The 24,774-nt window shown below is 44.3% G+C and carries 21 protein-coding genes, 2 tRNA genes and 3 rRNA genes; 20 read left to right on the forward strand and 6 right to left on the reverse strand.

Annotated features, from left to right (window positions below; genetic code table 11):
• The first annotated feature begins 14 nt into the window (after positions 1-14).
• The 9 genes from NST59_RS00885 to NST59_RS00925 all read left to right on the forward strand — a co-directional run bounded on the left by NST59_RS00885 (position 15) and on the right by NST59_RS00925 (position 6,743).
• Positions 15-857: an energy-coupling factor ABC transporter ATP-binding protein gene (locus NST59_RS00885; protein ID WP_008356549.1), complete on the forward strand. Its 843-nt coding sequence runs from the start codon at positions 15-17 to the stop codon at positions 855-857.
• Complete coding sequence (locus NST59_RS00890; RefSeq protein ID WP_341039633.1) at positions 833-1,702, forward strand: energy-coupling factor ABC transporter ATP-binding protein; 870 nt, start codon at positions 833-835, stop codon at positions 1,700-1,702. The genes NST59_RS00885 and NST59_RS00890 overlap by 25 nt, the downstream gene beginning before the upstream one ends.
• Positions 1,699-2,496 carry an energy-coupling factor transporter transmembrane component T family protein gene (locus tag NST59_RS00895; RefSeq protein WP_151283938.1) on the forward strand — a complete coding sequence of 266 codons (798 nt, stop codon included), beginning with the start codon at positions 1,699-1,701 and terminating at the stop codon, positions 2,494-2,496. Before NST59_RS00890 ends, NST59_RS00895 begins: the two co-directional genes overlap by 4 nt.
• Before the next feature lie 11 nt (positions 2,497-2,507).
• On the forward strand, positions 2,508-3,251 hold the full coding sequence (gene truA / locus NST59_RS00900) for a tRNA pseudouridine(38-40) synthase TruA (protein ID WP_341039635.1): 744 nt from the start codon (positions 2,508-2,510) through the stop codon (positions 3,249-3,251).
• Between the two features lie 165 nt (positions 3,252-3,416).
• Positions 3,417-3,854 carry a 50S ribosomal protein L13 gene (rplM, locus tag NST59_RS00905; protein ID WP_003217042.1) on the forward strand — a complete coding sequence of 146 codons (438 nt, stop codon included), beginning with the start codon at positions 3,417-3,419 and terminating at the stop codon, positions 3,852-3,854.
• 20 nt (positions 3,855-3,874) lie between these two features.
• On the forward strand, positions 3,875-4,267 hold the full coding sequence (rpsI, locus tag NST59_RS00910; protein WP_039175996.1) for a 30S ribosomal protein S9: 393 nt from the start codon (positions 3,875-3,877) through the stop codon (positions 4,265-4,267).
• Between the two features lie 175 nt (positions 4,268-4,442).
• Positions 4,443-4,967, forward strand: a complete 525-nt coding sequence (locus tag NST59_RS00915; RefSeq protein ID WP_064498595.1) for a GNAT family N-acetyltransferase — start codon at positions 4,443-4,445, stop codon at positions 4,965-4,967.
• Positions 4,968-5,081: 114 nt separating this feature from the next.
• Entirely contained in the window at positions 5,082-5,555 is a 474-nt protein-coding gene (locus NST59_RS00920; protein ID WP_081258467.1) for a GNAT family N-acetyltransferase, read from the forward strand.
• Between the two features lie 108 nt (positions 5,556-5,663).
• Entirely contained in the window at positions 5,664-6,743 is a 1,080-nt protein-coding gene (locus NST59_RS00925) for a serine hydrolase (RefSeq protein WP_341039638.1), read from the forward strand.
• 36 nt (positions 6,744-6,779) lie between these two features.
• Here NST59_RS00925 and NST59_RS00930 read toward each other — a convergent pair whose 3' ends face one another.
• On the reverse strand, positions 6,780-7,349 hold the full coding sequence (locus NST59_RS00930) for a DUF4825 domain-containing protein (RefSeq protein WP_144490956.1): 570 nt from the start codon (positions 7,347-7,349) through the stop codon (positions 6,780-6,782).
• Between the two features lie 152 nt (positions 7,350-7,501).
• Between NST59_RS00930 and NST59_RS00935 the strand changes: the two genes are divergently transcribed.
• From NST59_RS00935 to NST59_RS00945, 3 genes are all read left to right on the forward strand, one after another.
• On the forward strand, positions 7,502-7,945 hold the full coding sequence (locus NST59_RS00935) for a YbaK family protein (protein WP_341039641.1): 444 nt from the start codon (positions 7,502-7,504) through the stop codon (positions 7,943-7,945).
• A 58-nt stretch (positions 7,946-8,003) separates the two neighbouring features.
• Positions 8,004-8,717 carry an N-acetylmuramoyl-L-alanine amidase CwlD gene (gene cwlD / locus NST59_RS00940; protein ID WP_034283867.1) on the forward strand — a complete coding sequence of 238 codons (714 nt, stop codon included), beginning with the start codon at positions 8,004-8,006 and terminating at the stop codon, positions 8,715-8,717.
• Between the two features lie 103 nt (positions 8,718-8,820).
• Positions 8,821-9,879, forward strand: a complete 1,059-nt coding sequence (locus tag NST59_RS00945) for an Mrp/NBP35 family ATP-binding protein (RefSeq protein ID WP_144495884.1) — start codon at positions 8,821-8,823, stop codon at positions 9,877-9,879.
• Positions 9,880-9,916: 37 nt separating this feature from the next.
• On the opposite strand, the gene gerD is transcribed toward NST59_RS00945, so the two are convergent.
• The gene (gene gerD / locus NST59_RS00950) at positions 9,917-10,504 is read right to left on the reverse strand and encodes a spore germination lipoprotein GerD (RefSeq protein WP_341039644.1); all 588 of its coding nucleotides are present in this window, start codon (positions 10,502-10,504) and stop codon (positions 9,917-9,919) included.
• Between the two features lie 90 nt (positions 10,505-10,594).
• Here gerD and NST59_RS00955 point away from each other — a divergent pair, with 90 nt between their 5' ends.
• Positions 10,595-11,197 (forward strand): KinB-signaling pathway activation protein, encoded by a 603-nt coding sequence (locus NST59_RS00955; protein ID WP_268465655.1) that lies wholly within the window; start codon positions 10,595-10,597, stop codon positions 11,195-11,197.
• Here the strand turns inward: NST59_RS00955 and pdaB are convergent.
• Positions 11,190-11,954 (reverse strand): polysaccharide deacetylase family sporulation protein PdaB, encoded by a 765-nt coding sequence (gene pdaB, locus NST59_RS00960; protein WP_024425876.1) that lies wholly within the window; start codon positions 11,952-11,954, stop codon positions 11,190-11,192. The genes NST59_RS00955 and pdaB overlap by 8 nt on opposite strands.
• Positions 11,955-12,333: 379 nt before the next feature.
• Here pdaB and NST59_RS00965 point away from each other — a divergent pair.
• The 7 genes from NST59_RS00965 to NST59_RS00995 all read left to right on the forward strand — a co-directional run bounded on the left by NST59_RS00965 (position 12,334) and on the right by NST59_RS00995 (position 20,176).
• A 16S ribosomal RNA gene (locus NST59_RS00965) occupies positions 12,334-13,882 on the forward strand.
• Between the two features lie 182 nt (positions 13,883-14,064).
• Positions 14,065-16,995: ribosomal RNA gene (locus NST59_RS00970) — 23S ribosomal RNA — on the forward strand.
• Between the two features lie 61 nt (positions 16,996-17,056).
• A 5S ribosomal RNA gene (rrf, locus tag NST59_RS00975) occupies positions 17,057-17,172 on the forward strand.
• Together the 16S, 23S and 5S rRNA genes with 2 tRNA genes alongside form the textbook arrangement of a ribosomal RNA operon.
• Before the next feature lie 42 nt (positions 17,173-17,214).
• A tRNA-Asn gene (locus NST59_RS00980) sits at positions 17,215-17,289 on the forward strand.
• A gap of 1 nt (position 17,290) precedes the next feature.
• Positions 17,291-17,363, forward strand: a tRNA-Thr gene (locus NST59_RS00985).
• A 346-nt stretch (positions 17,364-17,709) separates the two neighbouring features.
• The gene (locus NST59_RS00990; RefSeq protein WP_341039650.1) at positions 17,710-19,149 is read left to right on the forward strand and encodes a SulP family inorganic anion transporter; all 1,440 of its coding nucleotides are present in this window, start codon (positions 17,710-17,712) and stop codon (positions 19,147-19,149) included.
• 61 nt (positions 19,150-19,210) lie between these two features.
• Positions 19,211-20,176 (forward strand): bile acid:sodium symporter family protein, encoded by a 966-nt coding sequence (locus NST59_RS00995; protein ID WP_242056724.1) that lies wholly within the window; start codon positions 19,211-19,213, stop codon positions 20,174-20,176.
• A 41-nt stretch (positions 20,177-20,217) separates the two neighbouring features.
• Here the strand turns inward: NST59_RS00995 and NST59_RS01000 are convergent, their stop codons facing one another.
• Genes NST59_RS01000 through pbp4b form a run of 3 tightly spaced genes read right to left on the reverse strand, consistent with a single transcriptional unit; the run spans position 20,218 to position 24,765 of the window.
• Positions 20,218-21,426 carry an exo-beta-N-acetylmuramidase NamZ family protein gene (locus NST59_RS01000; protein ID WP_410170437.1) on the reverse strand — a complete coding sequence of 403 codons (1,209 nt, stop codon included), beginning with the start codon at positions 21,424-21,426 and terminating at the stop codon, positions 20,218-20,220.
• Between the two features lie 50 nt (positions 21,427-21,476).
• A complete protein-coding gene (locus NST59_RS01005; RefSeq protein WP_341039654.1) occupies positions 21,477-23,396 on the reverse strand; it encodes a glycoside hydrolase family 3 protein in 1,920 nt (639 codons plus the stop codon).
• A 13-nt stretch (positions 23,397-23,409) separates the two neighbouring features.
• Entirely contained in the window at positions 23,410-24,765 is a 1,356-nt protein-coding gene (gene pbp4b / locus NST59_RS01010; protein WP_151283945.1) for a penicillin binding protein PBP4B, read from the reverse strand.
• Positions 24,766-24,774 lie beyond the last annotated feature (9 nt).

Below are 24,774 nucleotides of genomic sequence, written 5' to 3' on the forward strand. Positions count from 1 at the left end.
GAGGTCCGGTAGAGATGGGGAAGACATTAATTGACGTAAAGGACATTGTATTTCGTTATCACAAGGATGCGGACAAGCCCGCTTTAGATCAAGTGTCACTGCATGTGAATCAAAATGAATGGCTCGCCATTGTTGGTCATAACGGTTCAGGTAAATCCACACTTGCACGTGTGCTGAATGGGCTCATTTTACCGGATGCTGGTACGGTCAAGGTTGGAGAGATTGAGCTCAAAGAAGAAAGTGTCTGGGATATTCGCAAAAAGGTCGGAATGGTCTTTCAAAACCCAGATAACCAATTTGTGGGCTCAACGGTTCGTGATGATGTGGCTTTTGGTTTAGAAAATAACGGGGTTGAGCGGGAATTGATGATAGAACGTGTAGATTGGGCTGTCAAACAGGTCAATATGCAGGAGTTTCTTGATCAAGAGCCGCACCATCTATCAGGCGGGCAGAAGCAGAGAGTCGCTATTGCAGGTGTGCTTGCCGCAAGCCCTGACATCATGATCTTGGATGAAGCAACATCAATGCTTGATCCGATTGGCCGTGAAGAAGTGTTAGAGACTGTTAGACTACTGAAGGAACAAGGAACAGTCACAGTCATTTCCATCACACATGATTTAGACGAGGCTGCCAAGGCAGACCGCGTCATTGTGATGAATGGCGGGAAGAAATTTGCCGAGGGAACGCCAGAGGAAGTATTTGAACTAGATGAACAGCTGGTTCAGATTGGACTTGATCTGCCATTCTCCTATCGATTGAGCAAGCAATTGAAGCAGCAAGGTGTGCCGCTTGCAAATGCCCATTTGACACAAGAAGGATTGGTGAAAGAGCTATGGACATTACGATCAAAGAATTAGAGCATCGTTATCAAATGAAAACGCCGTTTGAGCGTCTCGCTTTGTATGATGTCAATGCTTCCATCAAAGAGGGCAGCTATGTCGCTGTCATTGGTCATACGGGCTCTGGCAAGTCTACATTGCTGCAGCATTTAAATGGATTGCTCAAACCAACGAAGGGGAGCATTGCGCTTGGAGAGACAGTTTTACAAGCCAATAAAAAGCAGAAGGATATGAAACCCCTCCGGAAAAAGGTAGGCATCGTATTTCAGTTTCCTGAGCATCAGCTCTTTGAGGAAACCATCTTCAAGGATATCTGCTTCGGCCCGATGAACTTCGGTGTTCCTCAAGAGAAAGCAGAAGCGAAGGCGAAGGAGATGCTGAAACTGGTGGGTCTTCCTGAATCCCTATTATCTCGATCTCCCTTTGAACTAAGCGGTGGTCAAATGAGACGTGTGGCGATTGCTGGCGTTTTAGCGATGGAGCCAGAAGTGCTTGTGCTTGATGAGCCGACTGCTGGACTGGATCCACGCGGGCGGAAGGAAATTATGGACATGTTCTATGACCTTCATCAAAAGGCAAACCTCACCACGATCCTAGTCACACACAGTATGGAGGACGCCGCTCATTATGCGGATCAAATGATTGTGATGCATAAAGGGACAGTGAAGGCGACAGGCACACCGAGAGAGTTGTTTGCCAATCGTACAGACATGTCTTCGTTTGGTCTCGACCTCCCGGAAACGATTAAATTCCAGCAGACTGTAGAAGAAAAGCTAGGTATTACGTTTCCTAGGCCGCTTCTGACCATGGATGAAATGGCAGAAGCCTTAACAGCTCTTTATCAGGAGGACACGACATCATGATGGATAGTATGATTATCGGCAAATATGTGCCAGGTTCATCCTTTGTCCATCGTCTTGATCCAAGGACAAAGCTGTTATCAATTTTCTTTTTTGTCTTTATCGTCTTTTTTGCTAATAATTACATCACTTACGGGCTGTTAGGTGTCTTTACCATTCTTGTGGTGATGGTTTCTCAGGTGCCGCTATACTTTATTCTCAAGGGAATGAAGCCGATCCTATGGATTGTCCTGTTTACCTTTATTCTGCATATTTTCATGACAAAGGATGGCGCCTTGCTATTCCACTTTGGTTTTCTGAATATTTATGAAGAAGGTTTAAAGCAGGGGATCTTCATTTCACTCCGTTTTGTCTATCTCATTATGATGACGACACTTCTTACGTTAACCACAACGCCTATAGAAGTGACAGACGGAATGGAGAAGCTGCTGCACCCATTCCGTAAAATCAAACTGCCAGTTCATGAGCTTGCTCTCATGATGTCCATCTCTCTTCGGTTTATTCCGACTTTACTAGAAGAGACGGACAAAATCATGAAGGCTCAAATGGCACGAGGCGTTGATTTTACAAGCGGACCTCTAAAGGATCGCATGAAAGCCATCGTTCCTTTGCTTGTTCCTCTTTTCGTCAGTGCGTTTAAGCGTGCAGAAGAACTGGCGACCGCGATGGAAGCAAGAGGCTACCGCGGGGGAGAAGGACGGACGAAATACCGTCAGCTTGTCTGGGGCTTAAAGGACACGTTCACGCTGCTTCTATTCATCCTGTTAACAGCGCTCCTTGTGCTGCTTAGAAATTAGGTGATTCCTAGATGAAGGTCAAATGTACTGTATCCTACGATGGGACACATTTTAAAGGCTATCAGGTGCAGCCAGGGCAGCGAACCGTACAGACGGAGATCGAGTCTGCCCTTGCAAGAATGCACAAACAGGATGAACCGATTCCGATTGTGGCTTCCGGCCGGACAGACAGCGGTGTTCATGCAAAGGGACAGGTCATCCATTTTGAGACCCCGCTCTCGATCCCGATGGAGAGATGGCCTTTTGCCCTCAACAGCCTGCTGCCGGATGATATCCGTGTTTTAAAGGCTGAGGAGGTCGATGAATCGTTTCATGCCAGATTTGGTGTTGTTTCGAAAGAGTACCGTTATAAGGTCTCAACAGAAACACACCAAAATGTGTTCACGAGACAGTATGCCTGCCACTATCCTTACCGGCTGGATATCGATAAAATGAGAAAAGCCGCTGAGCACCTAATTGGGACACATGACTTTACAAGCTTTTGTGCGGCCAATACAGAGGTTCAGGACAAGGTGAGGGATATTTATGCCCTCGAGTGGAAAAACGTCTCAGACGGGCTTGAAATGCGTGTGAGAGGGAATGGTTTTTTATACAACATGGTGCGGATTATCGCTGGAACGTTGCTTGAAATCGGTTCTGGTAAATTTCACCCTGAGGAGATAAAAGCCATGCTTGCCGCCCGAAATCGCGAAGCGGCAGGCAAGACTGCGCCTAGTCACGGACTGTATTTATGGGAAGTTTTCTATGACAACTAAACCAGGTGTAACATGTTCTTGACACAGGAAGCAGAAAGTTATAAGATATCATATGGTATGTATTTCAACCCCACAAATAAGCCCCGGAAGACTTATCTGTGTTTTGAAATAGAACGTAGCATTTGATTCAAGGAAAATTCATTGATTTATTTAGGAGGGAAACTCATGCGTACAACACCAATGGCGAACGCAAGCACAATTGAGCGCAAATGGCTAGTTGTTGATGCGGCAGGCAAGACTCTAGGTCGTCTTTCTACTGAAGTAGCATCACTTTTGCGCGGTAAGCACAAACCAACTTATACACCACACGTTGATACAGGTGATCATGTCATCATCATCAATGCTGAGAAAATCGAATTAACTGGTAAGAAATTGACGGACAAAATTTACTACCGTCACACTATGCACCCAGGTGGTTTGAAACAAAGAACTGCTCTTGAGATGCGTACAAACTACCCTGAAAAAATGTTGGAGCTTGCTATCAAAGGTATGCTTCCAAAGGGTCCACTAGGTCGTCAAATGTTCAAAAAATTAAATGTGTACCGTGGTTCTGAGCATCCACATCAAGCACAACAACCTGAAGTTTACGAACTTCGCGGTTAATTATAAGGGAGGTTAACAATTTGGCACAGGTTCAATATTACGGTACAGGTCGTCGTAAAAGTTCTGTAGCGCGCGTTCGCTTAGTTCCAGGTGAAGGCCGTATCGTCGTTAATAATCGTGAAATTACTGAATACATTCCATTCGCTGCTTTAATCGAAGACGTGAAACAGCCTTTGAACATCACAGAAACAGCTAACAGCTACGATGTTCTTGTAAATGTTCACGGTGGTGGATTCTCTGGTCAAGCTGGAGCAATTCGTCACGGTATCTCTCGTGCTCTTCTAGAAGTAGATCCTGAGTACCGTACATCACTTAAACGTGCTGGACTTCTTACTCGTGACCCACGTATGAAAGAGCGTAAGAAATACGGTCTTAAAGGCGCACGTCGCGCACCTCAGTTCTCAAAACGTTAATCAATTTTATATTGTATGGACGTTTTACAAAGGTTTGTTACAGACAAACCTTATAAAAAAAGCATCAGCATCCTGCTGGTGCTTTTTTATTTGTGTTTTTTTCTGTTTGGAAACAAATAAAATAGGATCATAGCAAGGTTTCTGTTTAAAAAACGAAGTCTATGGAGGGTGTCATATGAATCTAACAACAGAAAGGTGTATCATTCGATCATTTTCTGAGGATGATTGGCATGATGTTTATGCATATACATCTGATCCGGCGGTAATGAAGTATATTCCGGAAGGTGTTTTTTCTAAAGAAAATGCGCAGGAATTTGTTAAAAATAATCGTCTTAAAACAGCTAAGAATTTTGCTGTTCTATTAAAAGTAGATCAGATATGCATCGGGCATATCGTGTTCCATCCAACCTTTGGTGAGCACACATATGAAATTGGGTGGGTCTTCAATTCTGCCTATCAAAACAAAGGCTATGCATCAGAAGCGGCTTATGCCGTTCTGCATCATGGTTTTCACACAATGAATTTACATCGAATCATTGCCACTTGTCAGCCTGAAAATGTGCCATCTTGGAGAGTGATGGAGAAAATGGGGATGAGGAGAGAGGGGGATTTTAAAAAATGTATACCACAAGGAAATGAGTGGTGGGATGAGTTTTACTATGCCATCTTACAAGAGGAATGGTTCGTGAAGAGGGCTTGATCAGTTTTCATGATATGAAGTATTTTGATGAAAAAGCAGCTGAACAAATCTTATATGAGAATGGTATTTTGGTAAGTGAAAACAGTCTTCCATCCATCATAGGAGGTGCTTTCATTGAATTTAAATCAATTGACATTGAGAGAAGCCGTGCAAGAAGACCTCGACAAAATCGTCTTCATGCTTTCAGATGATAAGTTAGGTCAAAAGAGAGAGCGTTACACTCGCCCATTATTAGAAAGCTATATCAAAGCCTTTCATTCAATCGATGCTGATCCAAATATTGAACTCATTGTTGCGTGTGACCAGGAAGAAGCAGTTGGTGTTCTTCAGTTAACCATGACGCCATTTCTTACACATCAAGGGGGATGGAGAGCATCCATTGAAGGAGTTCGTACGGCTTCGAGTCATAGAGGAAAAGGAGTCGGTTCGCTGCTTATCAAGTGGGCCATTCAACGCGCAAGCGACCGCGGCTGTCATATGATTCAGCTGACAACAGATAAACAGAGGCCAGAAGCACGCCATTTTTATGAGAAATTAGGGTTTGAAGCCACTCATGAAGGAATGAAGCTGCATTTGCCCCATGAATAAGGATATCAAGAAGCGGAGGATTCAAGAGCCTCTGCCTTTTTTGTGCCTTTATTTGAAATATTTGTTATATTTAATATATAAATCTTCTGTTATTTGGAAAGGAGAAACATGTTACTCAAAGTCGGTCTAGTTGTCATAGGTGTGGTCATACTTTACGTGGTGGTTCAAGTCTTGTTGTATAAAAGAGATATGAAGAAAACGAAGGAAGATCTTTTGACATTTGTCGCAAAAAACAAAAAGGACGTTTCAGTGACAATCATTGAAAATGATGATGTGGTGTTAGAATGGAATGCTGATCAAAAAACACCACTTGCAAGTACGGTGAAATTAGTGGTTTTATTTCATTTTGTTAAAGCTGTATCGAGCGGCGCCATTAAGCTAGAGGAAAAAGTGGCATTGTCTGATATAGAGCGGTTTTATATTGATAGAACAGACGGTGGTGCGCACGCGTACTGGCTGGAGGTCAATGATTTTTCTGAGCATGCGACTTTATTAGATGTTGCCAAAGGGATGATGCAATTCAGTTCGAATGCTTGTACGGATTATTTGATTGACCGGCTGGGCTTAGAAAAGATCAATGATCAGATGAAACAAGCAGGTCTTACAGAACATGGTGAACTCATACCGCTGACGCCGATGATTTTGTGGTCCGCTTATGTATCTAATCGTCGGCGGGATGCATTCAAGAAAATGAGCGGTGTATCCGAAGAACAATACAAATCTCTAATGAATGAGATTTTTAATATCATGAAAAATGACCCAGAGCATAAAAAGGCGTTAGAAGAAAAAATGAAAAAAAAGAACTTATTAGGGTGGCGTATACAATCATTACTGACGCAAAAAATGACAAAGTCTACAACCAATGAATATACATATTTTATGAAACGTCTTCATGACGAGCTGTTAACAACAGAAGAAAAAAGTCTTTTTAGCCAAATCGTACTGGGAGAAACATTGAAAAAGGAAACAGATCAATATTTTTGGTATAAAGGCGGAGCAACATTGTTTGTTTTCACAGGTGCTTTATATCGAAGAACAGATACATCCTCTATCTCCATCTCTCTTTTTATCAATGATCCGAAAGCGAACAATTCTCATTGGATAGGGGAAGTATTCAACGAATTTATGCTTACTGCAGCAGTGGATCAAAACTTTCGACAACGTTTGATTCAGGCTATCACTACATAAACATCAAAAAACAGAGGGGCAAATCCCTCTGTTTTATTATTTCTGCATTGGAAACGCTTTGTATACATCTTGGCGTTTCTCTTTTGACTTCACAACTCCATCAACCAGTTCCTTTTGCCAAAGCGCTGTATCATCTTTGTACTTTTTAAAAGAGTGAGGGAGCTTTTTTTCTAGCTGTTTTCTTTTAAACGTGACGGACGGCTCATCGTTAGAGTTCATCTTGAGTGTTACTTGCTCTACATTATCGATAAGAATAAAAAGTGCGATTGCGTTGTATAAATACGTTTTTTCGATCGTGTCCTTTTGATCAAACCAGAAGGCGTCAAACTGTTCTTCTGTATAGCTGTCATTTTCTTTTGCCCCATATGTGACGTCTAATGCTTTTCCATCGATGATTTCAAATTCACGAATTACGCCTCCAGGAAGATCTGATAAGATTTCACGAATGGCTGAATTGTCACCGAGATACGTGTTTTTGTGTTTTGAAAGTTGTTTTAAGGATATGTCTTCTATTCCTTTTATATCGCTCTTTTTCTCTGTGGCTTGACTGCTGCATGCAGATAGGACGACTGTTAATAGCAGCAGGATATATATCCATTTCTTCATTGATTTTGCCCCTTTATCATTCTTTCTATATTCAAATGCCTATTTTATCACAATTTTCCATTACGATCGTTCACTGACCGTCATTTCCATTTACTGAACTGCATGTTTTGTTCAAACCAACGAACAATACAAAGAAAAAAGGAGTTCAGTCCATGGCAGAAGTGCTTTCATTTTATCAATTGAAAACAAAACGAGATGTCACGCTTGAAAAGAAGCTTTTGCGTACATTGTCTCTTCAACAAGTAACGGCTGCTTCCGAAAAATTCACGAAGAAGCTGTTTCCATTTGCAGATGATCCAGCTGGTATTATGAGTGATGGCTGTATCGATTTCGCCATTGAAGCTTTTTTAGCTGGCGGGAGGTACGGTGAGTCGAGTAAATACGGCGAATCGTTGGACGATATCAAGAAGCGGTCCTCTCAGGAGGAAACTGAGCTGATAGAAGAGCTGGCAGGATGCTTGCAATCTTGGGGGAATATGTTCCGTATGGAGCGGAAGATGTCGTGTTTGTATCCATCTGCGAAAGAATTTTTAAGCATGTGGTGGCAGGAAGGCTTTCGTGAATCAGAAAAAAGACACAAGCTTCGGCTGCACTAAGCATATTTCCAGCCCTTGTCCCATATCTATAAAATAATGGTGTATGGGAGGGACAGGGATGAAAAGAAAGCTGAAGTGGACAGGGTTTTTAATTGGGTTTATTGTCCTCTTATTCTTATTCAGGTTTCAATTTCTAAATGATGATTCGTGGAAATCGTGGAATTTGCCTCTAAGCGGGAAGATCATTTATTTAGATCCGGGTCACGGTGGTCCAGATGGCGGGGCTGTAGGAGGAGAGCTGCTTGAGAAAGAGATTGCGCTAGATGTATCCATGAAGATACGTGACTATTTGCAGGAGCAGGGAGCGCTTGTTCTCATGACCCGAGAGGATGATTCTGATTTATCATCAAAGAATACAAGGGGATATGCCCGGAAGAAAGCGGAGGATTTAAGGAACCGCGTCAAAGTCATCAATGAATCTGAAGCGGATCTCTATTTAAGCATTCATTTAAATGCGATACCATCTAACAAATGGAGCGGGGCTCAGACGTTTTTTTACGGAAAGTATGAAGAAAATGAAAAGGCAGCGAAGTTCATTCAAGATGAATTGCGCAGAAACCTTGAAAACACAGATCGAAAGGCGAAGCGGATCAACGGCATTTATTTAATGCAAAATGTCACAAAGCCAGGAGCTCTTGTGGAAATTGGATTTCTCTCCAATCCAAAAGAGGCTGGCCAACTGGCAACACCTAAATATCAGGATCAAATTGCCGCCTCTATTTATAAAGGGATTTTAAGATATTTAACAGAGCAAAAAGAGCCGCCTGAATAAGGGGCTTTTTCCTTTTGATCGCAGGCAAACAGGACAGACATTGTAAGGATATGTATGATATACTTGGATTGTAAACGAATTCAATAAAGGGTGAGGTTCTGCTATGATCGGACAAGATGATGTGAGAAAACTAGTTGGGAAGATGGACGAACCTTTCCTTCATATACCGCTTGGTGAGCTGGATGCCATCAAGGAAATCAGCCTAAAGCCTGAGAAAGAGCATGTGAGCCTGAAGGTGGCTATTGCAAAAACAGGCACTGCTGAGCAGATGAAGCTGCAGCAAGACATCGTACAAGCCTTGAAGTCAGCAGGCGCTAACACAGTAGGACTTCGTTTTGAGGAACTGCCTCAGGAAACACTTGAAAAGTTTATGCCATCACAAGAAGAGGAAGAAACCCTGCTTAACTCTAAAAACCCGCCTGAGTTCTTAGCGATTGCGAGTGGAAAGGGCGGCGTTGGTAAATCGACTGTTTCTGTTAACCTTGCTGTAGCACTGGCTCGTCTAGGGAAAAAAGTCGGGCTGATTGATGCTGATATTTATGGATTTAGCGTACCGGATATGATGGGAATCACTGTCAGACCAACAGTTAAAGGGGAAAAAATTATTCCTGTGGAGCGCTTTGGAGTCAAAGTGATTTCAATGGGCTTTTTTGTTGAAGAAAATGCACCGGTTATTTGGAGAGGGCCGATGCTTGGAAAAATGTTAAATAACTTCTTCCACGAAGTTGAGTGGGGAGAATTAGATTACTTACTATTAGACCTTCCGCCTGGAACGGGAGATGTGGCGCTTGATATTCATACAATGCTGCCTAGCTGTAAAGAAATCATTGTTACTACACCGCATCCTACGGCTGCCTTCGTTGCAGCAAGAGCAGGCGCAATGGCACTGCAAACAGATCATGAGGTGCTCGGTGTCGTTGAGAATATGAGCTATTATGAAAGCAAAAAAACAGGTGAGAAGGAATATGTCTTTGGAAAAGGCGGCGGGGACAAGCTGGCTGAAGAGCTGCGAGTAACAGTCCTTGGCCAAATTCCTTTAAGACAGCCTGATTGGAATGAGGATGATTTCGCGCCTTCTGTCTATGATGCAAGTCATCCAACAGGAGAAGTGTATCAACACATTGCGAATAAAGTCATTGAACAATTAGCAGTGAAAGCATAATAAAAGCCCGAGTGGATCAATGCCACTCGGGTGATGTTTAACTGTCGCTTCCTTCGCTGCCTTGCGATCCGGAATCACTGCTGCTTTCAGATGCTGCCTTTTTGAGCTCATCTTCGAATTTCTTCTTATAAAGAGGGCTGCTTAATGTTTCCGTAATGACTTTTTCTAAGTGCTTTCTAAACTCTTTGCTTTTTATCAGTTCACCGTATTTCTTTTCCATCTCAGGATCCTTGAGAATATCCATCATCAGCTGTTGATAGTCAGGATCCTTCATTAACTGTTTTAACATCCTTTCATGCTGTTGCTGCATGGATTTTGCGAAAGTCTCGGCAAATTTAGAATCCTCAAAGACCTTCTTCCAGAACTCTTTGCCTTTATCAGAAGTCAGTGTTTTCTCTATCGTTTTTTTCACAGTTTGTTCATCCATTACCAAAGCTTCATTCATTGCCTCGTCATTTAATAACTGTTGAATGGCCTTTTTACCGTCATCTGTCTTTAATATATCGACGACCATTTTTTTTGTTTCGTCATAGTCCATATTAGATGAGGATTGGGTTTTGGGAGCACAAGCTGTTAGAGATAAAAGAAGAAAACAGCTCACTATACGCAAGATGCCTTTTGACATACTGTGGCTCCTTTCGTTACATGTCTTACTTTTAATATGAATGTTTCACGTGAATTTATACATAACAAAAATAGGGGTTGGATCAATTCAATGAAAAGTCGGGATTTAGTTCGTTTTTTCTTCTCTGTGCTAGCTGTTGGAGCGGTCATTACAAGCGTGGTAGGCTTTGCGCTGGAGTGGGGAAAATATCAGAAGCTTTTTATATCGTTTGAAATTCTAGAGATCGCATCTGTGTTGTTTTGGTTCATTGGTGTAGGGATGATCTTTAGTGTCATTAGCCAGATGGGGTTTGTTGTCTTCTTGACGGTGCACCGGTTTGCGTTAGAGATTTTCCGGTCACAATCTTTATGGAATACCATTCAGCTGTTTCTTGTGATTTTTGTGCTGTTTGATTTAGCTTACTTGCGATTTTTGTTTTTCGGAGAGAATGAATCATTTCTTCCATACTTGTGGCTGCCTTTATTTATCGGTGTGTTTGCTTTGATCGTGGCTTACTTTAAACAGCAGCAGTCCTCTAAGAAAACATTTATTTCTGCAATGTTTCTCATGGTCGTCATCACGTCGTTAGAATGGTTCCCGGCGCTCAGAGTCAATGAAGAGGACTGGCTGTATTTAATGCTATTCCCGCTATTAGGCTGTAATGCGTTTCAGCTGTTAGCGATGCCGCGGTTTTCAAAAGCGAAAGCTACTTAACTTCCGATGACTTTGTTTTCGTGTTGGAGATCAGTTCGCCAACCGTCACATTTTTTAAATGCTTTTCTTTTATTTGTTTCAAAATAGCAGGTAAGGCTTGAGCGGTTTGGGTTGCTGAATCCGAGGCGTGAAGGAGAACAATGTCTCCGCTTTTCATTCGGTCATTTACATTCTGAACAATCTGGTCGACACCCGGATTCAGCCAATCCTGTGAATTAATGCTGTAATGAACAACGGTATAACCGTACTGAGTGGCAATTTTCAGTGCTGTTTCGTTAAACTGTCCAGTCGGCGGTCTTAATAGTTGAATGTCATCTAGTCCAAGCTTTTGAAATGTATTTTGTGCACGGACAAGATCTTGCTTGATTTCACTATCCTCAAGCTGGCTATAATTTTTATAAGCATAGCCGAGGCTTCCAATTTGGTGGCCGTCCTCCCTAATTTGTTTCACGATATCAGGATGACGCTCAGCCCAAGAAGCAGACAGAAAGAAAGTGGCGTTCTTTATGCCGTACTCTCGAAGGACATTTAAAATAGGAACAGCCTTCTCATCCCCCCAGCCAATATTAAAAGTGAGAGAGATATGCTTTGATGAAGTCTCGCCTTTATAAATGGCTCGGGGTCCATGTTCAGTTTTAAATACCGACAGCGGCGGTGCCTTTTGTACATAAAAAAAGGTTGCAGCTGCAAGGGCTGCTACAAGAATAATGACAACTTGCTTCAGCCGTTTAATAGGCAACACATATAATCGACTCAATTCAAACACTCCTGCCTTGTCCAAGATTGTTACTTGATTGTATGCAGGACAAGGATTTAAGATGCTTAATAAAACTATTTCAAAAAAAGTTTTGAAAAGGCGTTGACCAAAAGAATGTTTTCGTGATATATTATTAATCGTCGCTGACACACAGTGACAAACACAAAACGCTTCGGGAAATAAACTTGAAAAAAAGTTGTTGACATAAGATGAAGCGAAATGTTATATTATTAAAGCCGCTAAGAACGGCGAAGATGATCTTTGAAAACTAAACAAGACAAAACGTACCTGTTAATTAGAGTTTTTATAAAAAAATCCTATGATACTTCATAGGTAGTCAGTCAAACGCTGACGAAAAACAAAACTTCGGTTTTGTACTTTTTCGGAGAGTTTGATCCTGGCTCAGGACGAACGCTGGCGGCGTGCCTAATACATGCAAGTCGAGCGGACAGAAGGGAGCTTGCTCCCGGATGTTAGCGGCGGACGGGTGAGTAACACGTGGGTAACCTGCCTGTAAGACTGGGATAACTCCGGGAAACCGGAGCTAATACCGGATAGTTCCTTGAACCGCATGGTTCAAGGATGAAAGACGGTTTCGGCTGTCACTTACAGATGGACCCGCGGCGCATTAGCTAGTTGGTGGGGTAATGGCTCACCAAGGCGACGATGCGTAGCCGACCTGAGAGGGTGATCGGCCACACTGGGACTGAGACACGGCCCAGACTCCTACGGGAGGCAGCAGTAGGGAATCTTCCGCAATGGACGAAAGTCTGACGGAGCAACGCCGCGTGAGTGATGAAGGTTTTCGGATCGTAAAGCTCTGTTGTTAGGGAAGAACAAGTGCGAGAGTAACTGCTCGCACCTTGACGGTACCTAACCAGAAAGCCACGGCTAACTACGTGCCAGCAGCCGCGGTAATACGTAGGTGGCAAGCGTTGTCCGGAATTATTGGGCGTAAAGGGCTCGCAGGCGGTTTCTTAAGTCTGATGTGAAAGCCCCCGGCTCAACCGGGGAGGGTCATTGGAAACTGGGAAACTTGAGTGCAGAAGAGGAGAGTGGAATTCCACGTGTAGCGGTGAAATGCGTAGAGATGTGGAGGAACACCAGTGGCGAAGGCGACTCTCTGGTCTGTAACTGACGCTGAGGAGCGAAAGCGTGGGGAGCGAACAGGATTAGATACCCTGGTAGTCCACGCCGTAAACGATGAGTGCTAAGTGTTAGGGGGTTTCCGCCCCTTAGTGCTGCAGCTAACGCATTAAGCACTCCGCCTGGGGAGTACGGTCGCAAGACTGAAACTCAAAGGAATTGACGGGGGCCCGCACAAGCGGTGGAGCATGTGGTTTAATTCGAAGCAACGCGAAGAACCTTACCAGGTCTTGACATCCTCTGACAACCCTAGAGATAGGGCTTTCCCTTCGGGGACAGAGTGACAGGTGGTGCATGGTTGTCGTCAGCTCGTGTCGTGAGATGTTGGGTTAAGTCCCGCAACGAGCGCAACCCTTGATCTTAGTTGCCAGCATTCAGTTGGGCACTCTAAGGTGACTGCCGGTGACAAACCGGAGGAAGGTGGGGATGACGTCAAATCATCATGCCCCTTATGACCTGGGCTACACACGTGCTACAATGGACAGAACAAAGGGCTGCAAGACCGCAAGGTTTAGCCAATCCCATAAATCTGTTCTCAGTTCGGATCGCAGTCTGCAACTCGACTGCGTGAAGCTGGAATCGCTAGTAATCGCGGATCAGCATGCCGCGGTGAATACGTTCCCGGGCCTTGTACACACCGCCCGTCACACCACGAGAGTTTGCAACACCCGAAGTCGGTGAGGTAACCTTTATGGAGCCAGCCGCCGAAGGTGGGGCAGATGATTGGGGTGAAGTCGTAACAAGGTAGCCGTATCGGAAGGTGCGGCTGGATCACCTCCTTTCTAAGGATATATGGAGCAGCGTGCGTTTTCGTCTTGTTTAGTTTTGAAGGATCATTCCTTCAAAACATGTCTCTAGCGAGACAGGATTGTTCTTTGAAAACTAGATAACAATAAGTAATACATTCACATTGAATGCAATGCAAAGTTCATCACACATAGTGATTCTTTCTAAAGTAAGAAATGGTTAAGTTAGAAAGGGCGCACGGTGGATGCCTTGGCACTAGGAGCCGATGAAGGACGGGACGAACACCGATATGCTTCGGGGAGCTGTAAGCAAGCTTTGATCCGGAGATTTCCGAATGGGGAAACCCACTGCTCGTAATGGAGTAGTATCCATACTTGAATACATAGAGTATGAGAAGGCATACCCGGGGAACTGAAACATCTAAGTACCCGGAGGAAGAGAAAGCAAATGCGATTCCCTGAGTAGCGGCGAGCGAAACGGGAACAGCCCAAACCAAGAGGCTTGCCTCTTGGGGTTGTAGGACACTCTATACGGAGTTACAAAGGAACGATATAAGCGAAGAGGTCTGGAAAGGCCCGCCAAAGAAGGTAACAGCCCTGTAACTGAAATGTTGTTCTCTCCAGAGTGGATCCTGAGTACGGCGGAACACGTGAAATTCCGTCGGAATCCGGGAGGACCATCTCCCAAGGCTAAATACTCCCTAGTGACCGATAGTGAACCAGTACCGTGAGGGAAAGGTGAAAAGCACCCCGGAAGGGGAGTGAAATAGATCCTGAAACCGTGTGCCTACAAGTAGTCAGAGCCCGTTAACGGGTGATGGCGTGCCTTTTGTAGAATGAACCGGCGAGTTACGATCCCGTGCAAGGTTAAGCAGAAGATGCGGAGCCGCAGCGAAAGCGAGTCTGAATAGGGCGCATGAGTACGTGGTCGTAGACCCGAAACCAGGTGATCTACCCATGTCCAGGGTGAAGTTCAGGTAACACTGAATGGAGGCCCGAACCCACGCACGTTGAAAAGTGCGGGGATGAGGTGTGGGTAGGGGTGAAATGCCAATCGAACCTGGAGATAGCTGGTTCTCTCCGAAATAGCTTTAGGGCTAGCCTCAAGGTAAGAGTCTCGGAGGTAGAGCACTGATTGGACTAGGGGCCCCTACCGGGTTACCGAATTCAGTCAAACTCCGAATGCCGATGACTTATCCTTGGGAGTCAGACTGCGAGTGATAAGATCCGTAGTCGAAAGGGAAACAGCCCAGACCGCCAGCTAAGGTCCCAAAGTATACGTTAAGTGGAAAAGGATGTGGAGTTGCTTAGACAACCAGGATGTTGGCTTAGAAGCAGCCACCATTTAAAGAGTGCGTAATAGCTCACTGGTCGAGTGACTCTGCGCCGAAAATGTACCGGGGCTAAACGTATCACCGAAGCTGCGGACTGTTCTTACGAACAGTGGTAGGAGAGCGTTCTAAGGGCTGTGAAGCCAGACCGGAAGGACTGGTGGAGCGCTTAGAAGTGAGAATGCCGGTATGAGTAGCGAAAGACGGGTGAGAATCCCGTCCACCGAATGCCTAAGGTTTCCTGAGGAAGGCTCGTCCGCTCAGGGTTAGTCGGGACCTAAGCCGAGGCCGAAAGGCGTAGGCGATGGACAACAGGTTGATATTCCTGTACCACCTCCTCACCATTTGAGCAATGGGGGGACGCAGGAGGATAGGGTAAGCGCGGTATTGGATATCCGCGTCCAAGCAGTTAGGCTGGGAAATAGGCAAATCCGTTTCCCGTAAAGGCTGAGCTGTGATGGCGAGCGAAATTTAGTAGCGAAGTTCCTGATTCCACACTGCCAAGAAAAGCCTCTAGCGAGGTGAGAGGTGCCCGTACCGCAAACCGACACAGGTAGGCGAGGAGAGAATCCTAAGGTGATCGAGAGAACTCTCGTTAAGGAACTCGGCAAAATGACCCCGTAACTTCGGGAGAAGGGGTGCTTCTTAGGGTGTTAAAGCCCCGAGAAGCCGCAGTGAATAGGCCCAGGCGACTGTTTAGCAAAAACACAGGTCTCTGCGAAGCCGTAAGGCGAAGTATAGGGGCTGACGCCTGCCCGGTGCTGGAAGGTTAAGAGGAGCGCTTAGCGTAAGCGAAGGTGCGAATTGAAGCCCCAGTAAACGGCGGCCGTAACTATAACGGTCCTAAGGTAGCGAAATTCCTTGTCGGGTAAGTTCCGACCCGCACGAAAGGCGCAACGATCTGGGCACTGTCTCAACGAGAGACTCGGTGAAATTATAGTACCTGTGAAGATGCAGGTTACCCGCGACAGGACGGAAAGACCCCGTGGAGCTTTACTGCAGCCTGATATTGAATGTTGGTACAGCTTGTACAGGATAGGTAGGAGCCTTGGAAACCGGAGCGCTAGCTTCGGTGGAGGCATCGGTGGGATACTACCCTGGCTGTATTGACCTTCTAACCCGCTGCCCTTATCGGGCAGGGAGACAGTGTCAGGTGGGCAGTTTGACTGGGGCGGTCGCCTCCTAAAATGTAACGGAGGCGCCCAAAGGTTCCCTCAGAATGGTTGGAAATCATTCGCAGAGTGTAAAGGCACAAGGGAGCTTGACTGCGAGACCTACAAGTCGAGCAGGGACGAAAGTCGGGCTTAGTGATCCGGTGGTTCCGCATGGAAGGGCCATCGCTCAACGGATAAAAGCTACCCCGGGGATAACAGGCTTATCTCCCCCAAGAGTCCACATCGACGGGGAGGTTTGGCACCTCGATGTCGGCTCATCGCATCCTGGGGCTGTAGTCGGTCCCAAGGGTTGGGCTGTTCGCCCATTAAAGCGGTACGCGAGCTGGGTTCAGAACGTCGTGAGACAGTTCGGTCCCTATCCGTCGCGGGCGCAGGAAATTTGAGAGGAGCTGTCCTTAGTACGAGAGGACCGGGATGGACGCACCGCTGGTGTACCAGTTGTTCTGCCAAGGGCATCGCTGGGTAGCTATGTGCGGACGGGATAAGTGCTGAAAGCATCTAAGCATGAAGCCCCCCTCAAGATGAGATTTCCCATTCCGCAAGGAAGTAAGATCCCTGAAAGATGATCAGGTTGATAGGTCTGAGGTGGAAGCGTGGTGACACGTGGAGCTGACAGATACTAATAGATCGAGGACTTAACCTATATTCATTTGTGAAGCATGAACATTGTTATCTAGTTTTGAGAGAACATTCTCTCCATCAGGTTTGGTGGCGATAGCGAAGAGGTCACACCCGTTCCCATACCGAACACGGAAGTTAAGCTCTTCAGCGCCGATGGTAGTTGGGGGTTTCCCCCTGTGAGAGTAGGACGCCGCCAAGCTTTTTATTTATATCCTTCCAATGGAAGAAGTTACTTTATCATTCCGCAGTAGCTCAGTGGTAGAGCTATCGGCTGTTAACCGATCGGTCGTAGGTTCGAGTCCTACCTGCGGAGCCATGCTTCCATAGCTCAGTAGGTAGAGCACTTCCATGGTAAGGAAGAGGTCAGCGGTTCGAGCCCGCTTGGAAGCTTTCCTCTATATGTTGATATGACAAGGTTTCTCGATGATGAGAAGGCTTTTTTTGTTTGTTTACATATATACTGAATTGCTCAATGATCAGTAGACTGATGACATTAGGAAAGCGAATAAAACGGCTTGCACAGTATTGTTGCATCGCCTTTTCCTTCTTTTTGTTCTTGATTCTTTATTCTCTTTCTTTTATTCTTACTAAAGTGATATCCTCTATATCAAAAGACTCTGTACGTTCCTCTTTTCCCCCGAAAGTGAAGTATCGTTTGTTTTCCCTTTCTTTATCTCCAGGTATAGTTGATCTTCTTTTTCCATGTACGGTATGTATATAAAAAGGAGTAGATGGTTTGAAAGATTTATTTGTAAAGCAAGAATGGTTTGGACATGTACGTCAGGACGTGCTTGCGGGTATATTAGTCGCACTGGCTTTAATTCCTGAGGCAATTGCGTTTTCGATTATTGCGGGCGTTGATCCGAAGGTCGGCTTGTATGCATCATTTTGTATCGCGATTGTGATTTCGTTTGTTGGTGGACGCCCAGGCATGATTTCGGCTGCAACAGGGGCTATGGCTCTCGTCATGGTTAACTTGGTCGCTGATCATGGGTTGCAATATTTGTTTGCAGCTACGATTTTGACGGGTTTGATTCAAATTGTGTTTGGATTGTGCCGAGTGTCTCGTTTGATGAAATTTATTCCGAGGTCCGTCATGGTTGGTTTTGTCAATGCGTTGGCTATTATGATTTTCATGGCTCAGCTTCCACATTTCGTTGGGGAATCAATGGCCATGTATATGATGACAGGTGGTGCCTTGCTGATCATTTATTTATTGCCTATGGTGATAAAGGTGATACCTTCCCCACTCATAGCCATTATTGTAATGACGATAATTGCTGTATTTGGACATATTGATGTTAGAACCGTTGGAGATATGGGAGAGCTTCCTAGTTCTTTGCCTGTTTTTCTGATACCTCAAGTTCCGTTTAACTGGGAAACACTTGCTATCATTTTGCCTTATTCTTTAGCACTTGCGATGGTTGGTTTACTTGAGTCTCTTTTAACCGCACAGATTGTCGATGATATGACAGAGACGTCTAGTAATAAGAACAAGGAAGCGAGAGGTCAAGGGATTGCCAATGTGGTTGCGGGATTCTTTGGTGGTATGGCTGGCTGTGCGATGATTGGCCAATCTGTGATTAATACGAAGGCAGGAGGACGAGGCCGGCTTTCTACCTTTGTAGCGGGTGCTTTTTTAATGGTGTTGATTTTTGTACTAGGTGATGTCGTGGTTCAAATTCCGATGGCTGCTCTAGTGGCTGTGATGTTCATGGTTTCCATTGGCACATTTGATTGGAGTTCCTTTCAGCAGCTAAAAAAGAATCCGAAAACAGATTCTATTGTGATGGTTGTCACGGTCATGACGGTGGTGTTGACTCATGATTTATCAAAAGGTGTTTTTGCAGGTGTACTGCTTAGTGCGATATTCTTTGTCGCAAAGATATCGAAGCTCCATATTACGTCTAAAGAAAGCCAGGCAGGTACTTGGGTATATCGAGTTAAAGGGCAAATTTTCTTTGCTTCTGTCACTGACTTGATCCAAGCTTTCCATCAGGGGAAAGAACTCCAATCTGTTGTAATTGATTTGTCTGAAGCACGTATATGGGATGAATCAGGCGTAGCAGCGATAGAACGTATAAAGGAAAGGTATCAAGCAAATGGCGTCCAGGTGGACGTAGTTGGAATGGATACATCAAGTCAAAAGCTTGTGAAACAAGTGAATGGTTCTTAAAAAGGCCTTTCTGTCTGTTACAATAGAAAAGGTAAGAAAGTGAAGGATGGAGGTGGCCGGCATGCTTTTGCGTTTGAATCAAGTGCTCGGCCGGATGATGCCGCTCATTACACCTTTTAGTGTGTTACTCGGTGTTTTATTGGCGGCTTACTTAAAGGATTATACGTTTTTAGTGCCATGGGTATTTGCTGTGATGACCTTTGCAGGGAGTTTGTCTTCTACTTTTTCGGCTTTAAAGCATACGGTGATGCACCCATTGCCTTTGATTTTATCGTTTATGATTTTGCATGTGTTGATGCCTCTTTATGCTTGGTCAGCGGGACATCTCATATTTGCAGGTGATGCCATGACGATTACTGGTTTGACCCTTGCAATGGTGATTCCCACAGGAGTTTCTAGTTTAATATGGGCGGCAATGTATAAAGGGAATGTTGGATTAACGTTATCCATTATTTTAATTGATACAATGCTTTCGCCATTAATTGTGCCAGCCAGTTTGTCACTTTTGGCCGGTACACAAGTTCATATGGACATGGTGGCGATCATGAAAGGGCTGTTTGGGATGGTGGTGCTTCCATCTATTTTAGGTATGCTCGTTCGTCACTATGCAAAGCCTGATGTGACGAAAAAGATCAGTCAGACACTGTCACCTTTTTCAAAAATAGGCTTGTTTGTAGTGGTGTCGATTAACAGTTCTGTTGTTGCGCCATACTTGCGTGAACTGGATGCCGCATTTTTTAGCAAAGCAGCGACGGTGTTTCTCATTGCGATGAGCGGTTATGCGTTTGCTTGGTTGATTGGGAAGGCGATGAAATGTACTCAAGGAGAGATTGTGGCCATCGTGTATACGGGCGGTATGAGAAACATTAGTGCGGGGGCTGTGCTTGCCATAAGCTTTTTTCCGCCTGCTGTCGCTGTTCCTGTAGTGATTGGCATGCTGTTTCAGCAAGTGCTTGCTGCCTTATTTGGCTTCTTACTCAATCGTTTTGAGTTGAAAGCACCTGCTGTGACCAAATCTTTCTCATGAAAAACCCTCCATCTATCAAAGGATGGAGGGTTTTTTGTGATTTAATAGATGAGATATTTTTTTCGCTTCTTTTCGAATGTTTTGAGGTCATGATGATAACGTTTCATGATGTGTTTGACGGAAGTTCCTTTTTTGATTTCTTCTTTCATCCAGCCATTCCCGATGAGTTTGTCAAAGCTGCCTGTTTGAAGGAACTGAAAGTCGTTAGGATATAAATCATGTATTGCTTTAATGATGGATAACCCCGTTTTCACCGCTTCAAAAGATGAGCGGTCTGTGACGTATAACTGCACACCGTGAGATAGTGTACCGGCATGTTTAGAAAATGTGGGGGTGAATGACACAGGTCTAAATTGAACGCCTTTTAGTTTTAGCTGATTTAAATGATCTGCCAGCTCGCTGCTATTGATATATGGTGCACCAATGAGCTCGAATGGTTTTGTCGTTCCTCTGCCTTCAGAGACATTTGTGCCTTCAATTAATCCTGTGGCAGGATATACAAAGGTACTATCCACTGTTGGCATGTTAGGGGAAGGAAGGACGAACGGCAGCTTCGTGTCATCAAATGTCATGGACCGCTTCCAATTTTTCATTTTGATGACTGTTACATCAGCATTGATATGAAACTCTTTGTTAAACAGTTTTGCAAGCTCACCAGTAGTCATTCCATGTCTTAGCGGGATTGGATAGAGCCCTACAAATGAGGCGTGTTCAGGCTCTAAAACAGGTCCTTCTACTTTTAGTCCGCCAATGGGATTTGGGCGGTCTAGTACAACAAAGGGAATGTTGTTTTCTTTAGCGGCTTCCATCGCATAGGCCATTGTGTAAATATAGGTGTAATAACGAGTACCAACGTCTTGAATATCAAACAGCAGGACATCTACATTTTTTAGCATTTCAGGAGTTGGTTTTCTTGTTTTTCCATAAAGAGAGTAAACAGGAAGACCTGTTTTTTCATCGGTATAGGATTCGACACCTTCTCCTGCTTGTGCATCGCCGCGCACGCCGTGTTCAGGCCCATATAAAGCAGTGAGCTTGATATTTGGATGTTCAAATAGGAGGTCGACACTGCTTTTCATATTTGCATCAATGCCAGTCGGGTTGGTAATGAGACCAACCCTTTTCCCTTTTAGCCATGAAAGATTGCTTGAGAGTAGTGTTTCGATCCCTGTTTTGACTGCTGCTTTTTTTCCTTTTGTGTCTGTTCGTTCTTGATCTGCGGGAGAGGCGGCGGTCAATGTGCTCATCATAAGAATGCTTGCGAGTATGAAACTTGCTGTTTTCTTCAAGAGAATCCCTCCTATTTGATCTGTTTCCCTTTCAAATTGAGTCCATAGCCGAATGGGTAAAGGGTTTGATTTGGATGAGTGACAGATGGGATATCAACTGGCAGTTTCCCTTTAGGTGATGCAGCTCCAAATATCACTTCTAGTCCAGCAGGAATATTTGGCTGATTGAATTGTCCGTTTGAGTAGCCTTTAAAACCGTACACAGCTAGTAAGGCATCAGCTTCTTCAAAATTTGCCGCATCATAAGGGTTTCTAAGACTCATGATGACCATTTTTTTATTTTGTGCTCCTGCTTCTTTCATGACAGCACGAGGGAAGGCAGTTGCCCATTTTTTTGGGTCCTGGACATTGTCATCAATTACGCCATCATTTACAGCTGGGTCATTTTGGACAACGTAAGAGCCAGTGATGACATAGTCAGCTTCTTGAATTAGTTTGGCAGAGTCTTTGGTGAACGTTTTATCCGCAAAAGCATATGACTGGATGCGTACAGGCTTGATCTTTTTTTGTTTTATGAGAGATTCGACTGTGACAGACATTGCTTTTGTCTGATCTTCGTAAGGTGCCATGACCACGATTTTGTCATTCTTTTTAGGCTTGAAAGGTAAGGTTTTTTTGTTGTTTTTAAGCAGGGTGATTCCTTCACGTGCCATTTTTTGTTCTGCTTGACGGTGCGATTTTTTCCCGACGACTTGAGTGGCTTTTTTGATTTTTTTCTCAAGACTGATTGGTTTTTTGGAGGAAATAATGCCGCGTTTGATTTTCAATTGAAGAATTTTTTCGACGGATTCGTTAATCTGCGACATCGGAATTTCTTTCTTTAAAATCGCTTGTTTGACCGCATTAAATACATTCTCCAGGTTTTTCTCTGTTTTTAATGAGGTAACTGGTGCTGGCATGAGAGCGATGTCGACGCCTGCTTTAATGGCCATCACTATGGCTTCTTCCTGTCCAAAATTATCTGCAATCGCTTTCATGTTTAGGGCGTCTGTCACAACAACACCTTGAAAGCCCATCTCTTCTTTTAATAAGTGTGTGATGACTTTTTTTGATAAGGTTGCTGGAACCATGATGTCCTCGCCATCTTTCTTGCTTCGATACGTTGTGTCATCAATGGCAGGAAATTGCACATGAGCGGTCATGACCATATCTGCACCAGCATTGATCGCTTGTTGGAACGGATACAGCTCAACCTTTTTTAAACGATCTAGGTCATGCTCTACGAGCGGCAAGCCATAGTGACTGTCGACCGCTGTATCACCATGTCCTGGGAAATGTTTTAGTGTGGAAATGGTCTTTTCCTTTTGAAGTCCTTTCATGGTTTGAAGGCCAAGTCTAGAGACAAGAGCAGGATCAGAGCTAAAGGAACGGACACCAATGACGGGGTTGTTTGGGTTGTTATTCACATCAAGCACAGGTGAGAAGTTTGTATTAATCCCCAAGGCGTTTAATTCTTTTCCGATGATTTTTCCTGTGTCATATGCATTTTTTTTGCTTCTAGAGGCACCAATCGACATATTTCCTGGGAAATGTGTTCCCTTTTGTAACCTTGTGACGATTCCGCCTTCTTGATCAATGGAAATGAGTAAAGGAATGTTTGGTGATGCTTTTTGAAATTCGTGGGTGAGTTTTACGGTTTGTTCCGTATCAACGACATTCTCCGCAAATAAGATGACACCACCTAGATGATATTTTTCTACAAGGTGAGATACTTCGTTATTCATCTTTGTGAAGCCTGTAGGTGTGGATTCATCTGTTGTTTGCCAATTGCGAAAGTCCGGCATGAGCATTTGACCTATCTTTTCATCCAGTGACATGTCTTGAACCATTTGTTTAGCGGTTGGCAGAGAGGCAGAGCTAACCTTTTCCGTTGGAATGGAAGAGGTTAGCAGGGCTAAAACCAGTGCAGCGGGAAAGAGAGCTTTCAACATCGAATTCCTCCTTTTACTTAAAAGATTCGTAGATTGCAGTCATGATGCTTCCATAAGTACCAGTTGGGAACAGGTCACCTTCAAATTGATTAGGATTGGTTTCTGGTGAAACAACGGGTGAATGTTTCTTATTCGTCAGCAAGACGACACCTAAATTGTGTTTAGGATCAATCAACGTCATTGTGCCAGTCCAGCCAGTATGTCCATAGGCTTCGTTACTTGCATATTTTCCAAACATCCATTCCATGTCAGTATGACCGTTTTTTCGCCAGCCTAGCCCGTAAGTTGGGTTCGTATCAGAGGAGGCTGTAAAGAGATCGATGGAAGCTTGATCAAAGATGGTTGTTTTTCCATAGCCTCCTTTGTTAAGCATCAGCTGAAGCAGCACGGCCATATCTGAGGTATTCGAGAAAAGTCCAGCGTGGCCGGAGATACCTGCCATTGAGTAATATGCTTTCTCGTCGTGTACTTCACCTAGCAGGGTGTACCGTCGGATGTTTTCAAAATCGATTACACCGTCTCGTGAATTGCCTAAACGTTCTGTTGCTGCAAAATGCTTCGGCTTGAACCCCTTTTGCAGCGGATTGAACATTGTGTGTTTGAGACCTAACGGCCGATAAATGGTTGACTCGACATATTGATCAAGAGGCATGCCTGTTTTCTTCTCGATGATCATGCCCAGCAGCATGTAATCAATATCACTATAAATGTGCTGGGTACCTGGCTTGTATTGCAGCGGTACTTTTGGCAGCCATTTCATCGTTGTTTTTCTATCTTGAGAATAAAAAGAGCCAGCTGATTCTTTGCTATAAAATAAGACACTGGAAGGGAGACCGGCAGAATGGGTGAGTAGATCCTTTACCCGGAGCTGGTCTTTACCAGTTACCTTTGCATCAGGTTCATCCTGAAAATCTGGAAGGATGGTCTGTATTTTTTCGTTGACATCAAGTTTTTTCTCGTAGACAAGCTTTTGCAGGGCATAGTTGGTCGCATACATTTTCGTATTAGATGCCAAATCGAATAGTGTATCCTTTTTCATTTTTTTATATGATTTGAGCTCTGTTGTGCCATCGTATTTTTGCCGGTAGCCATAGGCTTTTTGATGGACGATCTTTCCGTCCTTGATAATGATGAGAGCGGCTCCTGGAAATCCTGCTTTGATGTCATTTTGAATCATTTGATCAACCTTCCTCAGCTGCCTGGAAGAAAAACCTACTTGTTCCGGTCGTTTTGCTTTTTTTAAGACGGGATATTCTTCAGATGCTGTTTTAGACAAAGACGATACAGGATGGGAGCTAGTTGCAAATGTTTGTACTGGAAACCCAAGGAGCATGAGCAGACATGTGATCAAAAGAAAACATTTCTTCAAGGTCTAGAC

It is taken from the genome of Bacillus sp. FSL R5-0439, from assembly GCF_038008805.1.
Classification (GTDB): Bacteria; Bacillota; Bacilli; order Bacillales; family Bacillaceae; genus Bacillus; species Bacillus safensis.

Bases quoted from the DNA above. Each gene is read 5' to 3' on its own strand.
- NST59_RS00885 (WP_008356549.1), top strand. From the start codon at position 15: ATGGGGAAGACATTAATTGACGTAAAGGACATTGTATTTCGTTATCAC.
- NST59_RS00890 (WP_341039633.1), top strand. From the start codon at position 833: ATGGACATTACGATCAAAGAATTAGAGCATCGTTATCAAATGAAAACG.
- NST59_RS00895 (WP_151283938.1), top strand. From the start codon at position 1,699: ATGATGGATAGTATGATTATCGGCAAATATGTGCCAGGTTCATCCTTT.
- truA (WP_341039635.1), top strand. From the start codon at position 2,508: ATGAAGGTCAAATGTACTGTATCCTACGATGGGACACATTTTAAAGGC.
- rplM (WP_003217042.1), top strand. From the start codon at position 3,417: ATGCGTACAACACCAATGGCGAACGCAAGCACAATTGAGCGCAAATGG.
- NST59_RS00915 (WP_064498595.1), top strand. From the start codon at position 4,443: ATGAATCTAACAACAGAAAGGTGTATCATTCGATCATTTTCTGAGGAT.
- NST59_RS00925 (WP_341039638.1), top strand. From the start codon at position 5,664: ATGTTACTCAAAGTCGGTCTAGTTGTCATAGGTGTGGTCATACTTTAC.
- NST59_RS00930 (WP_144490956.1), bottom strand. From the start codon at position 7,349: ATGAAGAAATGGATATATATCCTGCTGCTATTAACAGTCGTCCTATCT.
- NST59_RS00935 (WP_341039641.1), top strand. From the start codon at position 7,502: ATGGCAGAAGTGCTTTCATTTTATCAATTGAAAACAAAACGAGATGTC.
- cwlD (WP_034283867.1), top strand. From the start codon at position 8,004: ATGAAAAGAAAGCTGAAGTGGACAGGGTTTTTAATTGGGTTTATTGTC.
- NST59_RS00945 (WP_144495884.1), top strand. From the start codon at position 8,821: ATGATCGGACAAGATGATGTGAGAAAACTAGTTGGGAAGATGGACGAA.
- gerD (WP_341039644.1), bottom strand. From the start codon at position 10,504: ATGTCAAAAGGCATCTTGCGTATAGTGAGCTGTTTTCTTCTTTTATCT.
- NST59_RS00955 (WP_268465655.1), top strand. From the start codon at position 10,595: ATGAAAAGTCGGGATTTAGTTCGTTTTTTCTTCTCTGTGCTAGCTGTT.
- NST59_RS00995 (WP_242056724.1), top strand. From the start codon at position 19,211: ATGCTTTTGCGTTTGAATCAAGTGCTCGGCCGGATGATGCCGCTCATT.
- NST59_RS01000 (WP_410170437.1), bottom strand. From the start codon at position 21,426: ATGATGAGCACATTGACCGCCGCCTCTCCCGCAGATCAAGAACGAACA.
- NST59_RS01005 (WP_341039654.1), bottom strand. From the start codon at position 23,396: ATGTTGAAAGCTCTCTTTCCCGCTGCACTGGTTTTAGCCCTGCTAACC.